We start from the raw sequence: 22,590 nt of genomic DNA, 5'->3' as shown, positions 1-22,590 counted from the left end.
CTGTTCACGGAGCATCGGGATGACCGAAAACCGGTTTCCACTTTTCGGCCCGATGCTCTAGCCATGGCCCTCATCGTCCTCAAGACGACTCTTGACGATCAGTGGATGAATATAGGGATCGAGCGCCTGCAAGGTGCGGTTCAGCGCGCCCGACATGTCGTCAACCGCAGCCCGCCCGGCCTTGATCATGGTGCGCCGTGCGGAATAATTGTTGAGCAGGAAGTTCACCCCGCCCGCCAGCATCTCGCCATCGCGCACCAGCCGCGCACCGCCCGCATCGATCAGGCGGCGGTAGGCGTCGCGGAAATTCTGCACATTGCAGCCAGAAAGAACCGCCGTGCCCAGACGCGCAGGCTCAATCGGGTTCTGCCCGCCCTCGCCCGTCAGAGACCGGCCCACAAAGGCGATCTCGGTCAGGCGCAGATAAAGTCCCATCTCGCCAATCGTGTCGCCGAGCAGGATATCGACATCGGCAGACACCGCATCATTGCGGCTGCGGCGCGCCACCTTGAGGCCACGCGCCTTGAATTCCTCTTCCAGCCCGTCGGCGCGCTCGGGATGGCGCGGCACGATAATGCTGAGAATGTCGGCATGCCGTGGCTTCAGCTTTTCATGAACATCCGCCGCCACGGTCTCCTCGCCCTCATGGGTGGAGACGGCAGCCCAGGTCTCGCGCTCGCCGATCTGCCCTTCCAGAAGCGCCAGCGCCTCCGGGTCAACCGGCGGAACATGCGTATCGACCTTGAGATTGCCCGAAACGGTCACGGGCCGCGCACCCAGCGTGCGGAAGCGCTCGCCGTCAACTTCCGACTGGGCAACCACATGCGCCAGGTTCTCGAACAGCGCCTCGGCCAGATAGGGCCGCTTCTGCCAGCGCGCGAACGAGCGATCCGACAGGCGCCCGTTGACGAGAACCTGAGGCACGCGGCGCGCGCCCAGTTCAAGGATCGTCATCGGCCAGATTTCAGACTCGGCCATGATGGCCAGATCCGGCTTCCAGTGGTTCAGAAAGCGGCTGACAGCCGGCTTCAGATCAAGCGGCACATACTGGTGGATCACATTGCCGCCAAGCCGCTCTTCCGCCACCTTGGCGGAGGTCACCGTGCCGGTGGTCAGAACGATATTGATGCCATAGCCAAGCAGATGCTCAATCAGGCCGATCACGGCCGCCGTCTCGCCAACGCTGGCCGCATGCATCCAGATCAGCGGGCCTTCCGGGCGCGGCTTGCCGGCCTTGCCGTAACGCTCGTGCCGGCGCACCCGGTCTTCCTTGCCCTTGCCGGCGCGCCAGACGATATAGCCGCCAATCAGCGGAAACACCGCCGCGCCTGCCCAGCGATAGGTCGTAAGGATGGTCCGTGCCCAGCGTTCACTCATGGTCATCTATCGTCGACCAGGGCGTAGGCCTTGCGGGTCGCTTCATTGAGCGAATCCGTGACCTCGCGACGCTTCTCTTCCATCACATCCGCATCCGCATCGGCGGCGACAAAAATGGGCTCGCCCAGAATGACCGCGCTGCGCCCGAAGGGCAGATTGATGGTGGTCTTGTCCCATGTGCGCTCAAGCACCTTGCGGCGGCTCGTGGCAATGGCGACCGGCACGATTGGCCGGCCGGAAATCCGCGCCAGCGTGACGATGCCAAGCCCCGCCTCGCGCGGCGTGCCATGGGGAATGTCGGCGATCATCGCAACATTGCAGCCGCGGTCGATCGTCTTTTTCAGCGCGATCAGCGCCTTCGCGCCACCCTTGCGGATATCGCGCTCGCCCTTGCGCCCGCCGGAGCCGCGCACCGTATCGAAACCGAGTTTCTCGGCAACGAGCGCATTCAGCTCGGCATCGGCGCTGCGCGAAAAGAGCGCAACGATCTTGTGCTTGCGCGGATTGATCGCCGGACCAAGAATGTGCTGGCCGTGCCAGAGCGCTGCAATGGCCGGCGAATGCTGATCAATCGCCGCCTGCAGGTCGTCAGACCCTTCGACACGCGGATTGGTGCGGTCGATCAGGCGAATTGCGCCCGCCATCAGCGTCGCCAGCGCCTGTTTCACAAAGCGCGACTTCGCCAGCGGCTTGCGAATACGGCGCCACAGCTCCTTGAAGGGGCGCGGTCCCGTCTTCTTCCGCTTTGCGCTCACGGCAGGGGAAGGCGCAGTCGCCTTGTTTTCCATATGTGGGTCCTTGCTATCCCTTGGTCGTTTCCGACGCGGGATCGAGCAGGCGGTGTAGGTGAACGATGAAATAGCGCATATGCGCGTTATCAACGGTCTCCTGCGCTTTTGCGCGCCAGGCCTTTTCGGCAGATTTGTAATCTGGATAGATTCCAACGACGTCGAGATCATCGAGGTCGCGGAAAGTTACTCCGGTCAGCGAGGACAACTCGCCGCCAAAGACCAGATGAAGAAGCTGGGAATTCTCTTTTTTCTCGGACATGACCAAGCCCATTTGCAGACGAATGTGGCAATAAGCAAATCGCTAACCGCCCGTGTAGAGGAAAACCTCGGATTTTGAAACCGTTTAGAGCAACGGACCGAAAAGTGGACACCGGTTTTTCCGCTGTTCCGAAGCTCCAGCGATAATGTACTCCACGCATCCGTGTGAACGCATGGCGATCCAACGGATGTGGTTGCGGCTTCTCACAGGAAGACGCTTATTGGCGATACTCGGAAAGCGTGGCCGTCATCGTTTCCAACAACGCGCCAACGCCGGCAGCCAGCGCACCCTTGCGCGGATCAGCCCCGGCATAGACCGGTAATCTGCCATCGGCGTCATGCAGCGCACCGCCCGCCTCGCGCAGGATCACATCCGCCCCCGCCAGATCCCAGTCATGGGAATTGGGTTTGACGAAAGTGGCGTCCAGCGCGCCGCTCGCCACCATGGCGATGCGATAGGCAAGCGACGGCACATAACCATAGGGCGTCGTCTTCTGGCCGACCTCTTCCGGCAGCGCCTTGACCATGGGCTTGGGGCCCGCAATCACAAACGCATCGCCTGCCGGTTTTACCACAATGCGCTCCCCATTGCGAAACGCACCGCCGCCCTCAAGCCCCTGATAGGTTTCAGAAAGCTCCGGGCACTCCAGCACACCCACGACACTTCTGCCGCGAAAGGCAATCCCGATGCTCACGCACCAGATGGGTCGCCCGTCGATGAACGCGCGCGTGCCGTCGATGGGATCGACGATGAACACCCGCTCGCGGGCCAGTTCGTGGTCGACAGCAGCCGTTTCTTCCGAAAGCCAGCCATAGTCCGGGCGCGCCGTCATCAGGCGTTCGCGCAAAAACCGGTCCACCGCCAGATCCGCTTCGCTGACCGGCGACGTGCCGCCCTTCCACCACACTTCCGGATCGCGTCGGAAATATTTCTGCGCAATGCCGCCCGCCTCGCGCGCCACCTCGGTGACCAGCGCCAGGTCGTCCATCAAAAGATCCTGTGGGCTGTTATTTTCCGGCAAGCGTCATGCCTTCCAGAAGCAGCGTCGGCGCGGCCGTGCCGAAATTGCGGTCAATGTCATTGGCCGGGATCATGTTCAGGAACATGTCCTTCAGATTGGAGGCAATCGTGACCTCCGACACCGGATAGGTGATTTCGCCATTCTCGATCCAGAACCCGGCAGCGCCCCGGCTGTATTCACCGGTCACGAGATTGACGCCCTGGCCGAACACTTCCGTCACGTAGAACCCTGCCTTGATGCCCGCAATGAGCGCCTCCGGCGTCTCCTCGCCCGGCTCCAGCGCCAGATTGGTCGAGGACGGGTTGACGGATGAGGCACTGCGAACGCCGCGCCCATTGGTGTCAGTCAGCCCGAGCTGACGCGCCACCGCCGTGGAAAGGAACCAGTGCCGCAACACGCCATCTTCCACCATGACCAGCTTTTCGCCGGCAACGCCTTCGCCATCGAAGGGGCGCGACGAAGGCCCGCGCCGGCGCAGCGGATCGTCGGTAATGGTGATGCCGGCAGCAGCAACCGTCTTGCCCATCATGTCGCGCAGAAAGCTCGACTTGCGCGCAACCGACGCACCATTGATGGCCGACGCCAGATGGCCGGCAATGCCGCGCGCCACGCGCGGATCGAAAACGACCGGGAAGCGGCCCGTATCGACCTTGCGGGCGTTGAGGCGTTTGACCGCCCGCTCACCGGCGCTGCGGCCGATCTTCTCCGGCGCATCAAGATCCAGAAAGTGAAGCCGCGACGAGTAATCATAGTCGCGCTCCATGCCCGTGCCCTGGCCCGCCAGAACGCTGACGGAGCGGGCAAAGCGCGTCGCCTCATACTGACCGATGAAACCGTCGGACGTGGCAAGCACCATGCCCCCAGCGCCGGCGCTCGCACCGCTGCCGGAAGAATTGGTAACCCCGGCAATGTCGAGTGCGGCCGCCTCGGCGGCAAGCGCGTCTTCCTTCAGGCGGTCGGCAGAAACCTCGGTCGCATCGAACAGGTCCAGATCCGCGATGTTCTGCGCCAGTCGGCCGGGCTCCGCAAGGCTCTGATACGGGTCTTCCGGCGAGGCCTTGGCCATCGCCACCGCGCGTTCGGCAAGCGGAACCGGATCGGCATTGGCGGGGGCAGAAACACTCGCCACGCGCTTACCAACGAAAACCCGCAGCGACATGTCATCGCTTTCGGAAGCCTCTGTGCCTTCCACCTTGCCCAGGCGCACCGAAACGCTCTTGGAACGGGCGCGCATGACCACCGCATCCGATGCATCCGCACCGGCTTTCGTGGCGGCCTCCACAAGGGCAGCGACCCGGTCGGCCAGCTGCTGCTTTTCGTTCTTGTCTGTCATTGCGATCCCGAATGGAAAAACGTGGCGAAAGGGGAATATCTATTTGTTTCATTTATGGTTCGCGGGCCATATGTGCAATGGTAAGCTGAATTTCCAAACAGAATCCGGAGTATCCATGGCCGTCGAAGCCGCCGCACCGCTCTACTACGAACCCCTTCTTCTTCTGGGTGGAGCCGTGATTGCAGCGCCTTTGTTCGCGCGCATCGGTCTGGGCACGATCCTCGGCTATCTGGCAGCCGGCATTGCAATCGGCCCGGTCCTGCTCCTGATCTCGGATGGAAAGGAGCTTCTGCATGTGGCGGAGCTCGGCGTCGTCTTCCTGCTCTTCATCATCGGGCTTGAGCTGAAGCCCGCGCGATTGTGGGCGATGCGGCGAAGCATTTTCGGCATGGGCCTGATCCAGGTGTCAGTCACCGGTGTGGCGCTGGCGATGATCGCAATGCTCCTGACCGACCTTTCCTATGGCGCGGCCTTTGTCATCGGCTTCGGTCTGGCGCTCTCCTCCACGGCCTTTTCCGTTCAGACACTGGAATCTCAAGGGTCGCTGAACAGCCGCTATGGCCAGACGGCCTTCTCCATCCTGCTGTTTCAGGATCTCGCCATTGCCCCGCTTCTGGCGCTGATCCCGCTGCTTTCGCCGGGCGCCGAAGGCGCGGACGCCATCAGCCTCGAACGGTTTGGGATCGCGCTCGCAAGCGTTCTCGGGCTGGTTCTGGCCGGTCGCTACCTGCTCAACCCGCTCTTCCGCGTAATCGCCAACACCGGCGCGAAGGAAGTGATGATTGCGGCCGCTCTGCTCGTGGTTCTTGGTGCCGCCGCCCTGATGGAGGTTGCCGGCCTTTCCATGGCGCTCGGCGCTTTCATCGCCGGCGTGCTTCTGGCTGAATCCTCCTTCCGGCATGAGCTGGAAGCCAATATCGAGCCGTTCCGCGGCATTCTGCTCGGCCTTTTTTTCATGGCCATCGGGCTCTCGCTCGACCTCGGCATGGTCATCGACAACTGGCTGACGATCCTGATCGCAGTGCCCATTCTGATGCTGGTCAAGGCTGTTGTACTCTATGCGATCAGCCGGGCCTTCAACTGCCAGCACAATGATGCGTTGCGCGTGGCAGCCCTTCTGCCGCAGGGCGGCGAGTTCGGCTTCGTGCTTTTCACGGCCGCTGCCTCCGCCTTCATCTTTCCCCAGGCCATGGCCTCGCTGCTCATCGCGATTGTCACCGTGTCCATGGCGCTGACGCCGCTTTCGGTGCGGATCGGCGAAATGCTGGTGCGCAATGAACCCGACGAGGAGATGGACGAGGATTTCGAAGGCGCAGGCGCTGGCGTCATGATGATCGGCTTCTCCCGTTTCGGGCAGATGGTCTCGCAGGTGCTTCTTTCGGGCGGCACGGACGTAACCATCATCGATCATTCAGCAGACCGCGTGCGTGCGGCGGCGCGGTTCGGCTTCCGCATCTATTTCGGCGACGGACGGCGCAAGGAAGTGCTGGAAGCCTCCGGCATCCGCCACGCAAAAATCGTTGCCGTCTGCACCAATGGCGCGGCGTCCACCGACCACATCGTCAACCTGATCCGCGCGGAGTTCCCGCATGTGCGGCTCTTCGTGCGCTCCTATGACCGTGCCCACACGCTCTCGCTGCGCGAGCGCGATGTCGAGTACGAGTTACGCGAAACGGTGGAATCGGCGCTGATCTTCGGCGGCAAGACGCTGCAGGCGCTCGGCACGAGCGAAGAGATCGCCAGTGAAATCGTCGAGGATGTGCGCCGGCGCGATGAAGAACGCCTGGCGATCCAGGCAGTCAAGGGCATTTATGCCGGCAACGACAAGATGCGGGTGCGCCCGGTCACGCCGGAACCGCTTGTGAAACCCAAGCGGGAGAGCCAGCGCCTCGATCACGACGGCGAACAGTCTGCATAAGAAAACAGGGCCTCGATGCGGCCCTGTCTGCCTTCACGCCGGATCATCATGCGAAAAGTGAGAACCATTTTCTCGCATCATGCCAAGGAGCGTTGCTGGAGCTGTCCGGAGGCTCAGGCATGGATCCTCGGGTCAAGCCCGAGGATGACGAGTGTGTTTTAACGCTTGTACGCAACCGTATCCGAACCGGACTGGATGCCATCCCCCCTGGATTGGACACCGTCCCCCGTCGTCATCCTCGGGCTTGACCCGAGGATCCATGCCGGATCGTCACAACCGCGTAATCACCCAGCCAAAGACGGCCAGCGGCACGGTGCGCCTCAAACAGCGCACCACCGACGGCGAACAGTCTGCATAAGAAAACAGGGCTCCGATGAGGCCCTGTCTGCCTTCACGCCGGATCATCATGCTAAGAGCGGGCGCCATTTTCTCGCATCATGCCAAGGAGCATTGCCGGAGCTGTCCGGATGCTCGGGCATGGATCCTCGGGTCGAGCCCGAGGATGACGAGTGTGTTTTGACGCTTGTACGCAACCGTATCCGAACCGGACTGGATGCCATCCCCTCTGGATTGGCCACCATCCCCCATCGTCATCCTCGGGCTCGACCCGAGGATCCATGCCGGATCATCACAACCGCGTAATCACCCAGCCAAAGACGGCCAGCGGTCTGGCTATGCCCGCGCTTTCTCGAAATTCGCAACGGCGGCCTCAACCGCCCGCTTCAATTCATCCCGGATGCGCTCTGTTTCACCGAGAATGGCCTCGACCTTCATGAAATCAAGCACCCGGAACCGCGAAACCGGCGGGCGGATGAGAATGTCGGGCCGCCCGTGTTCCAGCTTCATCGCGATGATCGACATCATCATCAGCTGGCTCGCACCGAACATGAGCTCGATGGAGGTCGGCGGCTTGCCGCCCGTATCGGACGGAGAGCCCACCACATCCACGGCGATCAGAATATCGGCCTCGCCATCGATCAGGTCGAACGGAACCGGATTGTAGATGCCGCCATCGATCAGGGTGCGCTTGTTGCGCTCGATCGGGCGGAAGACGGCGGGAATGGCGGCGGAAGCGGCCAGCGCCTCCACCAGCGGACCTTGATCCAGAACGACCAGAGAATGGCCAAAATAGTCCGTCGCGGTAACCTTGAGCGGGATTTCCAGTTCCTCGAAGGTCTCCGGCACCTCAGGCGGCAGGAAGGCGCGGATGATGCGTTCGGCATTGAACTGACCGACGCGGAACCCGCCTTCCATCATCTCGGCGAAATTGCCAGGACGCGCCTTCCACAGGCGGCTGGCAACCTCGGTGCGGCTACTCAGGATCGCGCGCGCATGGGCATGGATGTCCGTGCCGCGCATGCCGGCGGCAAAGCCCGCGCCCATCAGCGCTCCGATGGAGGAACCGGCGATGACGGTCGGCTTGATCCCCAGTTCATCGAGCGTTTCGATAACATGAAGATGCGACAGGCCGCGTGCGCCACCACCACCGAGCGCCAGCGCGAAAGTCGGCCCGCTGCCGCTTCCCTCGCCGCCTGTCTTGCCTTTCGTCACCACCGTTTCCATCGCTTACTCTCCGCCTTGCTTCGCCGGTCCAACCACGAGAAGCGCTGGCTTCTGCGTCAGGAGGCGTGTTGCCGCCTCCTTTACGTCATCCAGTGTTACCGCGTTGATAAGATCGGCACGGCGCTCGATATAATCAACACCCAGATCATCCTCCTGCAGGCCGACAAGCGTGCGGGCAATCGCCGTGGAGGAATCCAGATTGTTGATCGCATAGGAACCGATCACATAGGTCTTGGCTGTGTCGAGCTCTTCCTGCGTCGGCCCTTCATCGCGCAGACCCGCGATCACCTCTTCCATCACCGCAAGCGTTTCATCCGCCTTCTCGGAGCTGGTGGCCGTCTGGATCGCCAGAGACTGGGCGTGGTCGCGGCTCATCAGATAGGACGATGCGCCATAGGCAAGACCGCGCTTCTCGCGCACTTCCTGGAACAGACGCGAAGAGAACACGCCGCCGCCGAGGATCTGGTTCATCAGATAGGCGGAGAAGAACTCCGGATCGTCCCGCTCGATGCCGGGATAGACGAGACGCAGCGTGGTCTGCGGCAGGGGATAGTCGACACGGACTTCCTGACCGAGCTTCGGCTCGATGTCTTCCACGACCTGCAGCTCCGCCTCTTCCGGCAGCGCGCCGAACACCGTGTCGAGCACGGCGGCCAGACGCTCGGCGTCAATGTCACCGACAACGCCGATGGTGAGGTTGGAGCGGCCAAAGACGCGTTTGTGGAACGCCTTCAGATCTTCCGGCGTGATGCTGGCAAGTGTTTCCAGCGTGCCTTCCGTCGAACGCGCATAAGGGTGATCGCCATAAAGCGCCTTGGCCAGCGCTTCCCCGCCCTGCTTGCTCGGATTGCGCTCGTCGGCGCGAATGCCGACCGCGATCTGGCTGCGGATGCGCTCCACCGGGTCGATGTCGAAACGCGGGCTGGTCACCGCCAGACGCACGAGATCAAGCACCTCATCGCTGTTTTCCGAAAGCATCCGCACCTGGCCGGAGATGGCGTCGGAGCTCGCATTGAACGACATTTCCGCGCCGAGTTCTTCCATCTTCGTCTGGAAGGCGTCGGAATCGAGATCGCCCGCACCTTCATCGAACAGGCCCGTCATCAGGTTCGCCAGACCGGCCTTGCCGTCCGGATCCTGCGCAGCACCGCTGTCGAACGAGAACTGCATGGTGATGATCGGCAGCGAATGGTCCTCGACCAGCCACGCCTCAACGCCCTTTTCGGAGGAAACCTCCTGGATTTTCACCGCTGCCTGAACAGGCCCGGCAACGAGAATAAGGGCCAGCAGCGTTCCGGCCTTGAAAAAACTGCGCATGAAAGCACCCGGTATGAAATTCAATGTCTGGCTCATGAACGCTCTTCCCCTTCGGGAAGGAGATAGCCTTTGACCGCACGGTCAAGGTCCAGATAGCGCTCGGCCGCAGCCTTCACGTCTTCCACCGTCACGGCATCAAGCCGCTCGGGCAGGCTCGTAACGTCCTCGACCGTTCCGCCGGTGGTCAGCACCGCGCCGAACAGGTTTGCGCTGCGCACCTGGCTGTCGCGCAGGAAGATCTGGTCGCGCTGGATCTTGGTGCGCGCCGTGTCGAGTTCTTCCTGGGTAACACCCTCGTTCTTGATCTTCTCGATCTGCCCGATGATCGCCTTCTCGACGGTCGCCAGATCGGCGTCGCCACGCGGCTGACCGTAGAGAACGAGTGCGGAATAGTCATAGGCCGAGCCCTGCAGATAGCTGCCGGCGCTTGCCGCGACACCCTGCTTGACCACGAGTTCCTGATAGAGGCGGCTGCGCAGCCCCTCGCCCAGGATTTCCGAGAGAATGGCCACGGCCTCGAACTCGCCCTTCTCGGCGGTCCGGTAGGAGGGAACGAACCAGTTGATCGAAAGGTTCGGCACGCTCACGCGCGGATCGCGCAGCGACACTTCGCGTGCGGTCTTCTGCACCGGTTCCATGGGGCGCGCACGCGGCGCAAGGTCCGGCCCGCGCGCGATCTTGCCGTAGGTTTCCTCGGCCATCTCGCGCACGTTCTCCGGGTCTACATCGCCGGCGACCACCAGAACGGCGTTGTTGGGCGTGTAGAAGCGGTCGTAGAAGCTCTTCAGGTCGTCATGGGTCAGACCCTCGATTTCCTGCTGCCAGCCGATCACCGGAATTCCATAAGGATGGTTCTGGTAAAGCGTGGCGTTCAGCTCTTCCGACAGGATGGAGGACGGCACATTGTCGACGCGCTGGTGGCGTTCTTCGAGAACCACCTTGCGCTCGGTCTCGATGTTTTCTTCCGAAAGCACCAGATTGCGCATGCGATCCGCCTCAAACTGCATCATTTCCGGCAGTTCGGAGGGGGCGACCTGCTGGTAATAGGCCGTGAAATCGTAGGATGTGAAGGCGTTCTCATTGCCGCCGACCGCAGCGATGGCGTCGGAGAACTCGCCCGAAGGATAGGTGCTCGTGCCCTTGAACATCAGATGTTCGAAGAAATGGGCGATGCCCGATTTTCCCGGGTCCTCATCGGCGCTGCCAACCTTGTACCACAGCATATGGGTGGCGACAGGTGCCCGGTGATCCGGGATCACGACAACTTCGAGGCCGTTCTCTAAGGTGAAACTGGAAACGGCAGTGTCGTCCTTGGCTTCCTGCGCGATGGCTATGGACGGCGCTGCAACTGCAACGATAACTGCGAATGCCGCATGACGCGCGACACCCGCGATGGGATTTTTCATGGACAAGCCCTGTTTGTTTCTGGTGTGCCCGCGCACAATGGCACGAGCTCATAACAGGGCAAAGCTATCGGTGCAAAAGTGACGAAACTCAGGCGAGCTCGACAAAGCTCGCACAGGAGGTGCCATATTCACGCCGCTCGATAAGGCGGAATCCCTCCGGTGGCTGGAAGGGAGAACCGGCTGCTTCCTCGACCATTACAAGCGCTTCGGGCTTCAGCCAACCGCCTGAACGGGCCGCTGCAAGCGCCTGTTCGCCATAGCCTTTGCCATAGGGCGGATCGGCCAGAACCAGGTCGAATGGCAGCATGGTTCCCACCTCGCCGAGACGCGTTGCATCACGGCGAAAGATCTTGCTGCGGCCCTGAAGGCCAAGATTCTCGACATTTGTGCGGATCAGGGCGCGGGCCGCCGCCGCTTCTTCCACGAAAAGGGCAAATGACGCCCCCCGCGAAAGCGCTTCCAGCCCGAGCGCGCCCGTGCCGGCGAAGAGGTCGAGAACACGCGCATCCTCGATGCGGTCCGCATAACGGTGCTCAAGAATGTTGAACAGCGCCTGCCGTGTGCGGTCCGTCGTCGGCCGAATGGCGTCCGAAGCGGGCGTCACCAGATTGCGGCCGCGAAACTCTCCACCCACAATCCGCATGGCCTAGCTGTCCCGGCCCGGCTTCTTGCCCGCAGGACGCCCCTTGCCGGGACGCGGCGCGCCACCCGGCTTGCCTGCTCCGGGTTTGCCAAAGGATTTTCCCGCTCCCGGCTTGCCGCCCGGTTTTCCAAAGCTTTTCCCACCGGGCTTGCCGCCCTTTGCGAAACGCGGCTTGTCACCCGATGCTGGACGGTCATCGCGCGAGCGGAAAGGCCTGTCCTGACGGTCCCCGCGTCCTTCACCGGACGGTTTTCCGTCCCGCGAGAAGCGCGGCCTGTCATTGCCGCCGGAGCGCTCGTCACGATCCGGACGGCCCTTGCCGAAAGGCTTGTCGCCACGCGGGCGGAAAGGCCTGTCCTCGCGGTCGCCGCGTCCCTCGCCCGACGGTTTGCCGCCACGGGCAAAACGCGGCTTGTCGCTGCCACCCGAACGCTCGTCACGATCCGGACGCCCCTGACCGTAAGGCTTGTCGCCGCGCGGCCGGAAAGGCCTGTCCTCCCGGTCGCCACGTCCCTCGCCCGACGGTTTGCCGCCACGGGCAAAACGCGGCTTGTCGCTGCCACCCGAACGCTCGTCACGATCCGGACGCCCCTGACCGTAAGGCTTGTCGCCGCGCGGACGGAAAGGCCTGTCCTCCCGGTCGCCACGTCCCTCGCCCGACGGTTTGCCGCCACGGGCAAAACGCGGCTTGTCGCTGCCACCCGAACGCTCGTCACGATCCGGACGCCCCTGACCGTAAGGCTTGTCGCCGCGCGGACGGAAAGGCCTGTCCTCCCGGTCGCCCCGTCCCTCGCCCGACGGTTTGCCGCCACGGGCAAAACGCGGCCTGTCACCGCCACCCGAACGTTCGTCACGATCCGGACGGCCCTGACCGTAAGGCTTGTCGCCGCGCGGGCGGAAAGGCTTGCCGCCGCGCTCTGCGCCGCCCGGCTTCGGGCCGCGCTTCATCGGCTGATCGCCGGCGGCTTCCGCCTCGGCCTGTTTCTTCTTGCTCAGCGGCCGTGCGCCGGGCGCCATCCAGACGTGGCTGCCACGGTTCTGGCGCGGTCCACGCTCTTCCTCGCGACGCGCCGGACGCGTCTGCAGACGGTCACGGGCGGCTTCGCGCTTGTCTTCGCGGTCGCGCTTGCGGTTCTTGATGAAGATCTTGCCGCCATCGCGTTCACGACCGGCCTGCTTCTCCTCGGCCTCGGCCTCGCGCTGCTTGTATCCTGCGCGCACCGGCTTGTTGGAGAACGGGGTCGTGATGGGCGCATCGAAATTCGCACCGGCCTTCTCGACCAGACGCTCGCCAAGCTGCTCGCGCAGGGTACGGCCCTTCACTTCCTGCACCTCGCCTTCGGCCAGCGCACCAAGCTGGAAGGGGCCGTAGGAAATGCGGATCAGGCGCGTGACCTCGAGACCCAGCGCGCCAAGCACGTTCTTGACCTCACGGTTCTTGCCTTCGCGCAGGCCCAGCGTCAGCCAGGCATTGCTGCCCTGCTCGCGGTCGAGCGACGCCTCGATCGCGCCGTAGAACACCCCATCAACGGCAATGCCGTCCTTGAGGCCTTCAAGCGCCGTCGCATCGACCTTGCCATGCACACGCACGCGGTAGCGGCGCAGCCAGCCCGTTTCGGGCAGTTCCAGCGCGCGGGCCAGACCACCATCATTGGTCAGAACCAGAAGGCCCTCGGTGTTGATGTCCAGACGGCCGACCGTGATCAGGCGCGGGAGCCCTTCGGGCAGCGTGTCGAAAATGGTCTTGCGGCCCTCGGGGTCGCGGTTGGTCGTAACGACACCGCCCGGCTTGTGGAACAGGAAGAGACGCGTGCGCTCGACTGCCGGCAGCGGCTCGCCATCCAGCAGGATGCGATCGGAATCCCCGACATTGAATGCGGGCGTCGTCAGCACCTTTCCGTTCACCGAAACACGACCGGCCTCGATGATCGCCTCGGCGTCGCGGCGCGAGGCAACGCCCGCGCGCGCCAGCCGCTTGGCGATGCGCTCGGTGCCGGCCCTGTCAGCGTCCTGCGGGGCCGCGTCCTTCCGGTGAGCAGACTTTTGCGGTTTGTCTTCCCGGTTTGTATCTTGGGGCCGGTTCGTGTCTTTGGATCGGTCGTTCGTCATGATGGCCTTTTGCCCTGGGTCTCCGCAATACGCACTATGCGGCGGAAACGCTCCAGTAAATTAAATCAGAGATCGCACGGCGCGAAAATCGATTCCGATTTCAAACCCGATGCTATAGAGGCGGCTAGGTATCAAGTCGCAGTGCCACTTGCGAGCAAAAAGATTGAGCAGACCGACGAAAGCGAACTACACCGGCTTCATGGACGCCGCCCTCGAAGAGGCGCGGCTTGCCGCCGAACGCGGCGAAGTGCCGGTCGGCGCAGTGATTGTCCATGACGGTGCGATCATCGCCCGCGCCGGCAACCGCACCCGCGAATGCAACGATCCCACCGCCCATGCAGAAATCGTCGCCATTCGCGAGGCCTGCGAAAAACTCGGTTCCGAGCGCCTGACCGGCGCTGATCTTTACGTGACGCTGGAACCCTGCGCCATGTGCGCCGGCGCAATCTCGTTCGCCCGCATCCGCCGCCTCTATTTTGGCGCAAGCGACGAGAAAGGCGGTGCCGTGACCAGCGGTGCGCGCTTCTACACGCTTCCCACCTGCCACCACGCGCCGGATGTCTATCCCGGCATCGGTGAAGCCGACGCGGCCGAAATGCTCAAGAGCTTCTTCAAGAAGCAGCGTTGAACGAAACCAGCCTGCTGACGAAAACAGCGGGCCATGGCCCGCTGTGTCTCAATTGATGATCATTCGGCGATGATCAGCCGCCCCAGGGCCAGAGACGGCCCAGGTCGAATCCGCCGCCGCCCTTCTGTGCGGCCTTCTTGGCTTCACGGGCCTTCTTGGCCTCATCGTCACCCAGCACGCCTGTCGGCGCGGTGTCTGCCGGCTGGCGATAGGTTGTCGGCGGCTCGCTCAGATAGCGGCGCTGCGTCGGCGTGCCCTGTGCGGAGACGGATGCGGCGCGGCGCTTGAAATATTCCTCGCGCTGTTTCTTGGCGACTTCGGGATTGATGAAGCCGTCATCGCTGCGCGCGTTCACGCCAATGTCGCGCTCGACGGGCGACTTGTAGAAGCGGTTGTCCTGGTTCTCGGTGGCTTCGGCGCGGATGCGGGCAAGCCGCTCTTCCGGCGATTCGGGCCATGCCGGGTTCGATGTCGAAGCCACGTTTTCCTGCGGCGGCGGCAGAACCTCGGTGGAGGACGGCATCACGATGCCGGCGCGCGGCTTGTATTCGATCTTCTCCCTGTCACGCGGACCAAGAGAGAGAACACCCGTCACATCCTCGATAAGCTGCTGGTCGGCCGTTTTGTCGGTGCCATAGGTCGGAGACCCCATGCAGCCGGACAAAAGGACAGCCGAAAGGCACAGCGCGCCCGAAGCCGCAACCGCGCGCACGGAAGGCCGTGACGTTGTGGTTTCCGTTCTCTTCACTGCCACCTCTCTCCCAGAGTGCCGCCGCTCGGGCTTGGCAATCTGCTTGTCGTCCATTGTTCCAGACCGTCGGGGTATTCAGTTTCCGCGTGTCGCGCATGAATCCGGCGACAACGTGGCGTCCCTACCCGGCGGCATTTGTAGCGAAGGCGACCGCGGGAAGCAATCGGCAGCGCCGAAGCTTCCCCCGTATCCGCGAACGCCTGCCCGCTTAGAGGCGGCCAAGCGCCTGCAGTTCATGCAGCGCAGCCGCATCGCGCGCCGACACTTCCGGGAATGCGGGATCGGAGCCCACATCGTCCGTGTAGCGCCAGGAGCGCGCGCATTTCTCTCCACCGGCCCGCGCGAAGACAACACCGACACCCGGCACATCTTCAAGCGTGAACGCATCGGCCGGCGGCGCTTCGTGCCGCACGTCGATGCCGCTGGTGATGCAGATATCGGCCATGTCGCGATCGGCGATGGCCTGCTGCAGGCCCTCATCGTTCACATAGACGACCGGAGCGGCCTCCAGCGAGGAGCCGATGGTCTTTTCCTTGCGTTCGATCTCGAGCGCGCCAGTCACGACACGACGCACCTGGCGGATCTTGCGCCATTTCTCGGCCAGCGCATCGTCGCGCCACTCCTGCGAAATCGCCGGGAACTGCTCCAGATGAACGGAGCGCGCATCGGGATGACGCTCAAGCCATGCCTCTTCCATGGTGAAGGGCAGCATCGGCGCAAGCCAGGTGACGAGGCAGTCGAACAGCGTGCGGACCACCTGAAGCGACGCCTTGCGGCGCACGCTCGACGGCGCATCGCAGTAAAGCGCGTCCTTGCGAACGTCGAAGTAGAACGCCGACAGTTCCACGACCATGAAGTCGAGCAATGAGCGGATGATCCGCTTGAAGTCGAAATTGTCGTAGCCCTTGCGCACCACCTGGTCGAGCTCGGCGAGACGGTGGAGCATCAGGCGCTCCAGCTCCGGCATCTCGGCGAAAGGCACATCCTCGCCCGTGTCGTGGGCGAGCGTGCCCAGCATCCAGCGGGTCGTGTTCCTGAGCTTGCGATAGGCGTCGACATTGGTCTGGATGACCGATTTGCCGAGGCGCTGGTCTTCCCAGTAATCGGTCGTGGCGACCCACAGACGCAGAATGTCTGCGCCCGACTGGTTCATGATGTCCTGCGGCACCACGGTGTTGCCCAGCGACTTCGACATCTTGCGGCCGTCCTCGGCCATGGTGAAGCCATGGGTGATGACCGTGTCGTAAGGCGCCCTGCCCCGCGTCGCGCAGCTCTCCAGAAGCGAAGAGTGGAACCAGCCGCGATGCTGGTCGGACCCTTCCAGATAGACATCGGCGGGCCATTTCAGGTCCGGACGGTCTTCCAGCGTAAAGGTGTGCGTGGAACCGGAATCGAACCACACATCCAGAATGTCCATCACCTGCTTCCAGGGCTCGCCGGCGCGCTCGCCGAGGAAGCGCTCGCGCGCGCCTTCGGCAAACCATGCATCCGCGCCCTCGGCCTCGAAAGCGTCGAGAATGCGCTGGTTGACGGCCTCGTCCTTCAGCACATTGCCGTCTTCATCGGCAAACACGCAGATCGGCACGCCCCAGGCGCGCTGGCGCGACAGGACCCAGTCGGGACGGTCGGCGATCATGGCGCGCAGGCGCGCCTGACCGGCAGAAGGCACGAAACGGGTCTCGTCAATGGCCTTCAGCGCGCGCGAACGCAGCGTCGATGCATCGCCCAGATCCTTGTCCATATAGACAAACCACTGCGGCGTGTTGCGGAAGATGACCGGCTTCTTGGAGCGCCAGGAATGCGGATAGGAGTGTTTTAGCCGCCCGCGCGCGAACAGCATGTTTTTGCCGATCAGCGCTTCGATGACCGCCTTGTTGGCGTCGCCCTTCTTGCCCTTGTCGTCGATCACGCGGGCCGGACCGCCCTCGCGGTCGGGACCAAAGCCCGGCGCATCCTTGGTGAAGTAGCCGGCGTCGTCCACGGTGAAGGGGATCGCCGGGTCGATGCCGCGCGCCTGCAGGTCGCGGGCGCAATCCATCCAGGCGTCAAAGTCTTCGCGGCCGTGGCCGGGCGCGGTGTGCACGAAGCCCGTACCCGCATCGTCGGTGACGTGATCACCCGGCAGAAGCGGAACCGTGAATTCGTAACCGCCGCCAACGCCCTTGAGCGGATGCGCGCATGTAACAAATTGCAACAACTTGCTCGCCGGGCCCAATGCCAAAAGGTGCTTCAGCTCTATCTTAGCTTTAGCCGCACAATCATCCGCCAAAGCATCGGCAAGGATAAACTTTTCGCCAGGCTGAGGTCCAAAATCATTTTGCGCAGAAGAAACTACATAAACACTGTAACTGATGCGATTTGAATAACTTACTGCCCGATTTCCCGGTATCGTCCAAGGTGTCGTAGTCCAGATAACCACTGAACATCCTTCAAGGCGCTCAAGTATTCTTGGGTCAATGCCTGACCTCAGTTTCAATGAATCGATATTCACCACCGGAAACTTCACCCAGATCGTGTCGCTCTCGTGATCGTGATACTCGACCTCGGCCTCGGCCAGCGCCGTGCGCTCGACCACCGACCACATCACCGGCTTGGAGCCGCGATAGAGCTGGCCCGACATGGCGAATTTCAGAAGCTCGCCGGCGATCCGGGACTCTGCGTGGAAATCCATCGTCTTGTAGGGCTTCTTGAAGTCGCCCTCGATGCCCAGCCGGAGGAACTCATCCGACTGGACCTGGATCCAGTTGGCGGCGAAGTCACGGCATTCCTGACGGAACTCGTTGACCGGAACCTCGTCCTTGTTCTTGCCCTTGGCGCGGTACTGTTCCTCGATCTTCCATTCGATCGGCAGACCGTGGCAGTCCCAGCCGGGCACATAGTTGGAATCATATCCGCGCATCTGGAAGGAGCGCGTGATGATGTCCTTGAGAACCTTGTTCAGCGCGTGACCGATATGGATGTTGCCATTGGCGTAGGGCGGGCCGTCATGCAGCACGAATTTCGGACGCCCGGCGGCATCCTCGCGCAGCAGGCGGTAAAGGTCCATGTCCTGCCAGCGCTCAACGAGCTGCGGCTCCTTCTTGGGAAGGCCGGCGCGCATCGGAAACTCGGTCTGCGGCAGGTTGAGGGTTTTGGAATAATCGATCTTTTCGGACGTCTCGGTCATTGTCTCGCCATGAGATGGGCAAAGCAGCGAAGGGCTTCGCCATAGCCATTATCGTAAAACGGAAAAAGCGCGTTTGACGCGCGACAAACCCCGGACCTTCCGCGACGCTCAGGCCGCACGGAAGGCCGGGCCAATAATTCGTATGGCAATCGGTATGAAACCGGCGCGTGTCATCATGGGAACGGCTTTTAGCCGAGGCGGGCCGAAGAATAAAGAGGCGATTGGCGTCAGCCGGCCAGCCCCTCGAACGCCAGCGCCAGATCGAGCGGCCCATGGGGTTTGACATCGCCAAGCAATGCGCGCGCTTCCGCCTCGTCGCGCTTCATCTGCGCGATCAGCGGATCAAGCCCGTCGAATTTCACCTCGCCACGCAGAAAGCCGAACAACGAAACCGAGCAGGTTTCGCCGTAAAGATCGCCGTCGAAATCGAACAGGAAGGTTTCGAGCAACGGCGCGCCATCCTCGGTCACCGTCGGGCGCCGGCCAAAACTCGCCACGCCATTGTGCAGGCTGCCATCGGCGCGGCGAAACCGCACCGCATAGATGCCGTGGCGCAGCTCCGCATCCGGCGCGAGCGCCATATTGGCGGTGGGAAAGCCCAGCGTGCGGCCAAGCTTCTGCCCGCCGGTCACCTCTGCCTCCACCGTAAAGCGATAGCCCAGAAGCCCGGCAGCCTCCGCCACCTCGCCCCCGGCCAGAAGGCCACGGATGCGGCTTGATGAAATGACCGCCCCGCCCTCGTCGGAATAGGCGTCGACTACCGTGACGCCAAAACCATTGTCCCGTCCGGCCCCGGCCAGCACCGCCGGCGTGCCGCTGCGGTTCTTGCCAAAATGGAAATCGAAGCCCGTCACCACATGCGATATGCCGAGCCCGTCGACCAGAACCGTTTTCACGAAATCCTGCGGCGACAGGCCGGAGAAGCCACGGTCGAACGCCTGCTCGACCACGGCGTCAAAGTCCAGCGCGCCCAGAAGCCGCGCCTTCATCGGCGCGGGCGTGAGGCGAAAGAGCGGAACGTCCGGTCGAAACACCTGGCGCGGATGCGGCTCGAAAGTGAGCACCAGCGCCGGCACGTTCTTACGCGCGGCGATCTCCAGCGCAGGCTCAAGCACCGACTGGTGCCCGCGATGCACGCCATCGAAATTGCCGATGGCCACCACCCCGCCGCGCAGCGCGGCAGGCAGGCCTTTCACATCGGCAATGCGTTCGATCGGACCGGCCACGCGCAAACCCTGCTATTTGAGCCGTGGAATGGCCGCGACGGGATTGTGGCCATGGGTTTCCAGGAACGCGGCGAGGCGCTCGGCCTCCGGTCCCTGGCCATTGCCATATTCGCGCGCATGAATGCCGTCGGTGACGAACAGCACGTCGATGCCATACTGATCCGCGCCCTTCACGTCGGTCAGCACGCCATCGCCGATGGCCAGCGCCTTGTCGCGTTCAAGCTCACGTCCCATGATCTCGCCCGCCGCCTTGAACGCAGCCTCGTAGATCGGGCGATGCGGCTTGCCCGCAATCAGCGTGCGCCCGCCAAGAAGACCGTAATCGCGCGCCAACGCGCCGGCGCACCAGATGAGCCGGTCGCCACGCTCGACAATGATGTCGGGATTGGCGCAGATGAAAGGCAGATCGCGCATCCGAAGGCGCTCGAGCATCTGCGCATAATCTTCAGGCGTCTCGTTCTCGTCGTCGAACAGGCCCGTGCAAACGACGCCGGACGCCTCGAAATCCTCGACCAGCTCCACGTCGATCCCGTCGAAAATCGCATGATCGCGGTCAGGCCCGATGTAAAAAAGCCGGCGCGGGGCGCTGCGGATCAGATCGCGCGTCACATCGCCGGACGTCACCACCCGGTCCCACGCGTCATCGGGAACGCCGAGCACGCCAAGCTGCTCTTCAACGCCCTGATGCGGCCGCGGCGAATTGGTGATCAGCACCACCGCCTTCCCGGCGGCCCGCGCCCGCGATAACGCGGCGCACGCTTCGGGAAAGATGGAAACGCCGTTGTGGATCACGCCCCAGACGTCGCAGAGAACGGCATCGTAAGAGCCGGTAAGGCGGTCGAGCGTGTCGATAATCTGAGGTGCTTGCGGCATGGGGGAAATATTCGTCTCAAGCATTGGGAGGTCCGGTGAGAAAAGCGCAGGCCCGGAATTATCGGATGCGGGCTTCACTGTCACCCGGTTTTATCACCGCACCCCGGAACTGTCACACATTCGAACAGTGCGGTTAACCTGCCGGGAACCACAAGAACCAACGCGATCGCACCAGTTACGACCGGTTAAGCACTCTACGTGGATGTTTAGCCAGCACTGTAACTTGGGGTGGCACAAATGCTCAGGAATTTCGTGCATGACCGTCGCGGCAATTTCGCCATGATGACGGCGCTGATGATGGCGCCGATCATGGGTGTGACCGCGCTCGCAATCGACTACAGCCAGGTTTCCCGCCAGCGACAGATGACGCTCAACGCGCTCGACGCTGCGGGCATCGCCACGGCCCGATATCTGACGCAGGGCGCGACCGACGCCGAGGCCGAGGCCTATGCGCAGGATTTCTTCGAGGCCAACCTCGGCGGCGTGAAACCCGAAAACGCGACACTCCTGATCACCCTGCCGAACCAGAACACTGGCGGCGGGACGCTGAAGCTGGAGGCGCAGCTCAAATACGCGCCGATCTTCTATCCCGTGTTTCAGAAGCTGCGCGGAGAAAACCCGGGCGGCGACACGAAGATCGACTTCAAGGCCCAGAGCGAGGTTCGGCTGAAGAACACGCTGGAAGTCGCACTCGTGCTCGATAACTCCGGCTCCATGGGCTACACCGGCACCGGCTCCTCCGAAAAACGCCTCGCCATCCTGAAAAGCGCCGCCAAGGAACTGGTCAAGACCATCGCAAAGGAAGGCGCGCAGATGAAGCAGGTGCAAAAGCCGGTTCAGTTCGGCGTCGTGCCCTTCGCCGCTTCGGTCAATGTCGGCCCGGACAATGCGACCGCCACATGGATGGACACGGACGGCCGCTCGCCGATCCACCACGAGAATTTCGACTGGTCGACCATGGCTGCGTTCGATGCGGAAAAGCGCGTCGAACAGAGCAACGGCATTTATTACAAGCGCGGCGAAAACTGGGGCGCTGAAGCCGGCCAGAAGGTCACCCGTTTCACGCTTTACGACGACATCAAGCGCGTTTCCAGCACATCAACGGACTGGGCCTATGAATGCACCCGCTTCTACAGTGACGGCTCGTGCAGACGGTATGGCTGGGTGGAGAAAACGACCCGCACGCATGGTTCGTTCGCCAGCTGGGGCGGGTGCGTGGAGATGCGGCCCTATCCGCTCAACATCAACGATGCTCCAGCCGACCGCACGAGGCCCGAAACGCTTTTCGTGCCCATGTTCGCACCGGACGAAACAGACAAGACCGACGGCAACCGTCGCCCGGCAAACAACAACTGGTGGGGTGACTTCACCAGCGGCTCCACCAGCGCGGCCTATGATCAGGCCTATATGCCGAAATACTATGACGACACATATGAAACCCGCGCCATGGGCATGGACGAAGGGCCGAATGCAAGCTGCAGCACCAAGCCCATCACGGCGCTGACCGATGTGGGCTCGACCACGGGCCTCAACAAGATCTACACCGCCATCGACGCGATGGAAGCCAATGGCGCGACCAATGTGACCGAGGGGCTGGCATGGGGCTGGCGGGTCGTTTCAGGACGCGCGCCCTTTTCCGAAGGCCGCCCCGACAACGAGACGGGCAATGACAAGGTGGTCATCGTGCTGACCGATGGCGCAAACACCTATTACACGCCCGGCAGCGTGTCGGCCCAGGACTATTCGGGCTCCTATTATCGCTATGGCGGCAATGATCTGGCCGGTTCCAGATCGATCTATTCGAACTATGGCTATGTGCGAAACCGCGCCGGCAACAGCCGCCTTTTCGATGGAGCAACCGGTGCAAGCAGCTATGACTATTCCAACGGCAACTACTCCAAAGCCATGACCTCCCATATGAGTGCGATCTGCGAGAATGCGAAGTCGGACAAGATCATGGTCATGACCGTTGCACTGGACCTTGATGCGACCGACGCCAATGAGAAAAAGCAGATCGACGCACTCAAAACCTGCTCCTCCGAGTCGCGCACCCGCAAGGACGGCAATGGCAAGCCGGTTAAGCTTTTCTGGAACGCCACCAGCGGCGATCTGGACGACGCCTTCAAGGCCATTGGCGACGAACTCTCCAACCTGCGCATTGTCGGCTGACGCCGCCCTTGCCGCTTTGGCCATGATCGGTTAGGACAGC

General features: G+C 62.7%; 17 protein-coding genes. 3 read left to right on the top strand and 14 right to left on the bottom strand.

The window, feature by feature from the left end; translation table 11 throughout:
* Positions 1–57 precede the first annotated feature (57 nt).
* From waaA to NDI72_RS18595, 5 genes are all read right to left on the bottom strand, one after another.
* Entirely contained in the window at positions 58–1,377 is a 1,320-nt protein-coding gene (gene waaA / locus NDI72_RS18615; RefSeq protein ID WP_206544733.1) for a lipid IV(A) 3-deoxy-D-manno-octulosonic acid transferase, read from the bottom strand.
* A 2-nt stretch (positions 1,378–1,379) separates the two neighbouring features.
* On the bottom strand, positions 1,380–2,165 hold the full coding sequence (locus tag NDI72_RS18610) for a lysophospholipid acyltransferase family protein (protein WP_206544732.1): 786 nt from the start codon (positions 2,163–2,165) through the stop codon (positions 1,380–1,382).
* Positions 2,166–2,178: 13 nt separating this feature from the next.
* Entirely contained in the window at positions 2,179–2,427 is a 249-nt protein-coding gene (locus NDI72_RS18605; protein WP_113156194.1) for a DUF4170 domain-containing protein, read from the bottom strand.
* A gap of 217 nt (positions 2,428–2,644) precedes the next feature.
* A complete protein-coding gene (locus NDI72_RS18600) occupies positions 2,645–3,415 on the bottom strand; it encodes a 3'(2'),5'-bisphosphate nucleotidase CysQ (protein WP_283801355.1) in 771 nt (256 codons plus the stop codon).
* A 19-nt stretch (positions 3,416–3,434) separates the two neighbouring features.
* Positions 3,435–4,781: a TldD/PmbA family protein gene (locus NDI72_RS18595; RefSeq protein WP_283801353.1), complete on the bottom strand. Its 1,347-nt coding sequence runs from the start codon at positions 4,779–4,781 to the stop codon at positions 3,435–3,437.
* 115 nt (positions 4,782–4,896) lie between these two features.
* Between NDI72_RS18595 and NDI72_RS18590 the strand changes: the two genes are divergently transcribed.
* Entirely contained in the window at positions 4,897–6,699 is a 1,803-nt protein-coding gene (locus tag NDI72_RS18590; protein ID WP_283801351.1) for a monovalent cation:proton antiporter-2 (CPA2) family protein, read from the top strand.
* A gap of 672 nt (positions 6,700–7,371) precedes the next feature.
* Here NDI72_RS18590 and NDI72_RS18585 read toward each other — a convergent pair.
* The 5 genes from NDI72_RS18585 to NDI72_RS18565 form a co-directional block, all read right to left on the bottom strand.
* Complete coding sequence (locus NDI72_RS18585) at positions 7,372–8,262, bottom strand: patatin-like phospholipase family protein (RefSeq protein WP_283801349.1); 891 nt, start codon at positions 8,260–8,262, stop codon at positions 7,372–7,374.
* A 3-nt stretch (positions 8,263–8,265) separates the two neighbouring features.
* Positions 8,266–9,615: a M16 family metallopeptidase gene (locus NDI72_RS18580; protein WP_113154333.1), complete on the bottom strand. Its 1,350-nt coding sequence runs from the start codon at positions 9,613–9,615 to the stop codon at positions 8,266–8,268.
* The gene (locus NDI72_RS18575) at positions 9,612–10,985 is read right to left on the bottom strand and encodes a M16 family metallopeptidase (RefSeq protein ID WP_283801348.1); all 1,374 of its coding nucleotides are present in this window, start codon (positions 10,983–10,985) and stop codon (positions 9,612–9,614) included. Before NDI72_RS18575 ends, NDI72_RS18580 begins: the two co-directional genes overlap by 4 nt.
* Before the next feature lie 88 nt (positions 10,986–11,073).
* On the bottom strand, positions 11,074–11,628 hold the full coding sequence (gene rsmD, locus NDI72_RS18570) for a 16S rRNA (guanine(966)-N(2))-methyltransferase RsmD (RefSeq protein ID WP_283801347.1): 555 nt from the start codon (positions 11,626–11,628) through the stop codon (positions 11,074–11,076).
* A 3-nt stretch (positions 11,629–11,631) separates the two neighbouring features.
* Positions 11,632–13,737, bottom strand: coding sequence for a pseudouridine synthase (locus NDI72_RS18565; protein WP_283801345.1), 2,106 nt, complete (start codon positions 13,735–13,737; stop codon positions 11,632–11,634).
* A gap of 199 nt (positions 13,738–13,936) precedes the next feature.
* Here NDI72_RS18565 and NDI72_RS18560 point away from each other — a divergent pair, with 199 nt between their 5' ends.
* Complete coding sequence (locus NDI72_RS18560) at positions 13,937–14,365, top strand: nucleoside deaminase (protein ID WP_113156193.1); 429 nt, start codon at positions 13,937–13,939, stop codon at positions 14,363–14,365.
* Positions 14,366–14,438: 73 nt separating this feature from the next.
* Here NDI72_RS18560 and NDI72_RS18555 read toward each other — a convergent pair whose 3' ends face one another.
* The 4 genes from NDI72_RS18555 to NDI72_RS18540 form a co-directional block, all read right to left on the bottom strand.
* Positions 14,439–15,113: a hypothetical protein gene (locus tag NDI72_RS18555; protein WP_206544724.1), complete on the bottom strand. Its 675-nt coding sequence runs from the start codon at positions 15,111–15,113 to the stop codon at positions 14,439–14,441.
* 211 nt (positions 15,114–15,324) lie between these two features.
* Complete coding sequence (ileS, locus tag NDI72_RS18550; RefSeq protein WP_283801343.1) at positions 15,325–18,282, bottom strand: isoleucine--tRNA ligase; 2,958 nt, start codon at positions 18,280–18,282, stop codon at positions 15,325–15,327.
* Positions 18,283–18,509: 227 nt separating this feature from the next.
* Positions 18,510–19,508: a bifunctional riboflavin kinase/FAD synthetase gene (locus tag NDI72_RS18545; RefSeq protein WP_283801342.1), complete on the bottom strand. Its 999-nt coding sequence runs from the start codon at positions 19,506–19,508 to the stop codon at positions 18,510–18,512.
* 12 nt (positions 19,509–19,520) lie between these two features.
* Positions 19,521–20,381 (bottom strand): TIGR01459 family HAD-type hydrolase, encoded by an 861-nt coding sequence (locus NDI72_RS18540; protein ID WP_113154329.1) that lies wholly within the window; start codon positions 20,379–20,381, stop codon positions 19,521–19,523.
* Between the two features lie 237 nt (positions 20,382–20,618).
* Between NDI72_RS18540 and NDI72_RS18535 the strand changes: the two genes are divergently transcribed.
* Positions 20,619–22,550: a TadE/TadG family type IV pilus assembly protein gene (locus tag NDI72_RS18535; protein WP_283801341.1), complete on the top strand. Its 1,932-nt coding sequence runs from the start codon at positions 20,619–20,621 to the stop codon at positions 22,548–22,550.
* Positions 22,551–22,590: the final 40 nt, after the last annotated feature.

It is taken from the genome of Nitratireductor sp. GZWM139, from assembly GCF_030068685.1.
Classification (GTDB): Bacteria; Pseudomonadota; Alphaproteobacteria; order Rhizobiales; family Rhizobiaceae; genus Nitratireductor; species Nitratireductor aquimarinus.
This window is presented reverse-complemented; position numbering and strand designations above follow the sequence as displayed.

Coding starts and splice junctions, on each gene's coding strand:
- waaA (WP_206544733.1), bottom strand. CDS start 1,377: ATGAGTGAACGCTGGGCACGGACCATCCTTACGACCTATCGCTGGGCA.
- NDI72_RS18610 (WP_206544732.1), bottom strand. CDS start 2,165: ATGGAAAACAAGGCGACTGCGCCTTCCCCTGCCGTGAGCGCAAAGCGG.
- NDI72_RS18605 (WP_113156194.1), bottom strand. CDS start 2,427: ATGTCCGAGAAAAAAGAGAATTCCCAGCTTCTTCATCTGGTCTTTGGC.
- NDI72_RS18600 (WP_283801355.1), bottom strand. CDS start 3,415: ATGGACGACCTGGCGCTGGTCACCGAGGTGGCGCGCGAGGCGGGCGGC.
- NDI72_RS18595 (WP_283801353.1), bottom strand. CDS start 4,781: ATGACAGACAAGAACGAAAAGCAGCAGCTGGCCGACCGGGTCGCTGCC.
- NDI72_RS18590 (WP_283801351.1), top strand. CDS start 4,897: ATGGCCGTCGAAGCCGCCGCACCGCTCTACTACGAACCCCTTCTTCTT.
- NDI72_RS18585 (WP_283801349.1), bottom strand. CDS start 8,262: ATGGAAACGGTGGTGACGAAAGGCAAGACAGGCGGCGAGGGAAGCGGC.
- NDI72_RS18580 (WP_113154333.1), bottom strand. CDS start 9,615: ATGAGCCAGACATTGAATTTCATACCGGGTGCTTTCATGCGCAGTTTT.
- NDI72_RS18575 (WP_283801348.1), bottom strand. CDS start 10,985: ATGAAAAATCCCATCGCGGGTGTCGCGCGTCATGCGGCATTCGCAGTT.
- rsmD (WP_283801347.1), bottom strand. CDS start 11,628: ATGCGGATTGTGGGTGGAGAGTTTCGCGGCCGCAATCTGGTGACGCCC.
- NDI72_RS18565 (WP_283801345.1), bottom strand. CDS start 13,737: ATGACGAACGACCGATCCAAAGACACGAACCGGCCCCAAGATACAAAC.
- NDI72_RS18560 (WP_113156193.1), top strand. CDS start 13,937: ATGGACGCCGCCCTCGAAGAGGCGCGGCTTGCCGCCGAACGCGGCGAA.
- ileS (WP_283801343.1), bottom strand. CDS start 18,282: ATGACCGAGACGTCCGAAAAGATCGATTATTCCAAAACCCTCAACCTG.
- NDI72_RS18540 (WP_113154329.1), bottom strand. CDS start 20,381: ATGCCGCAAGCACCTCAGATTATCGACACGCTCGACCGCCTTACCGGC.
- NDI72_RS18535 (WP_283801341.1), top strand. CDS start 20,619: ATGCTCAGGAATTTCGTGCATGACCGTCGCGGCAATTTCGCCATGATG.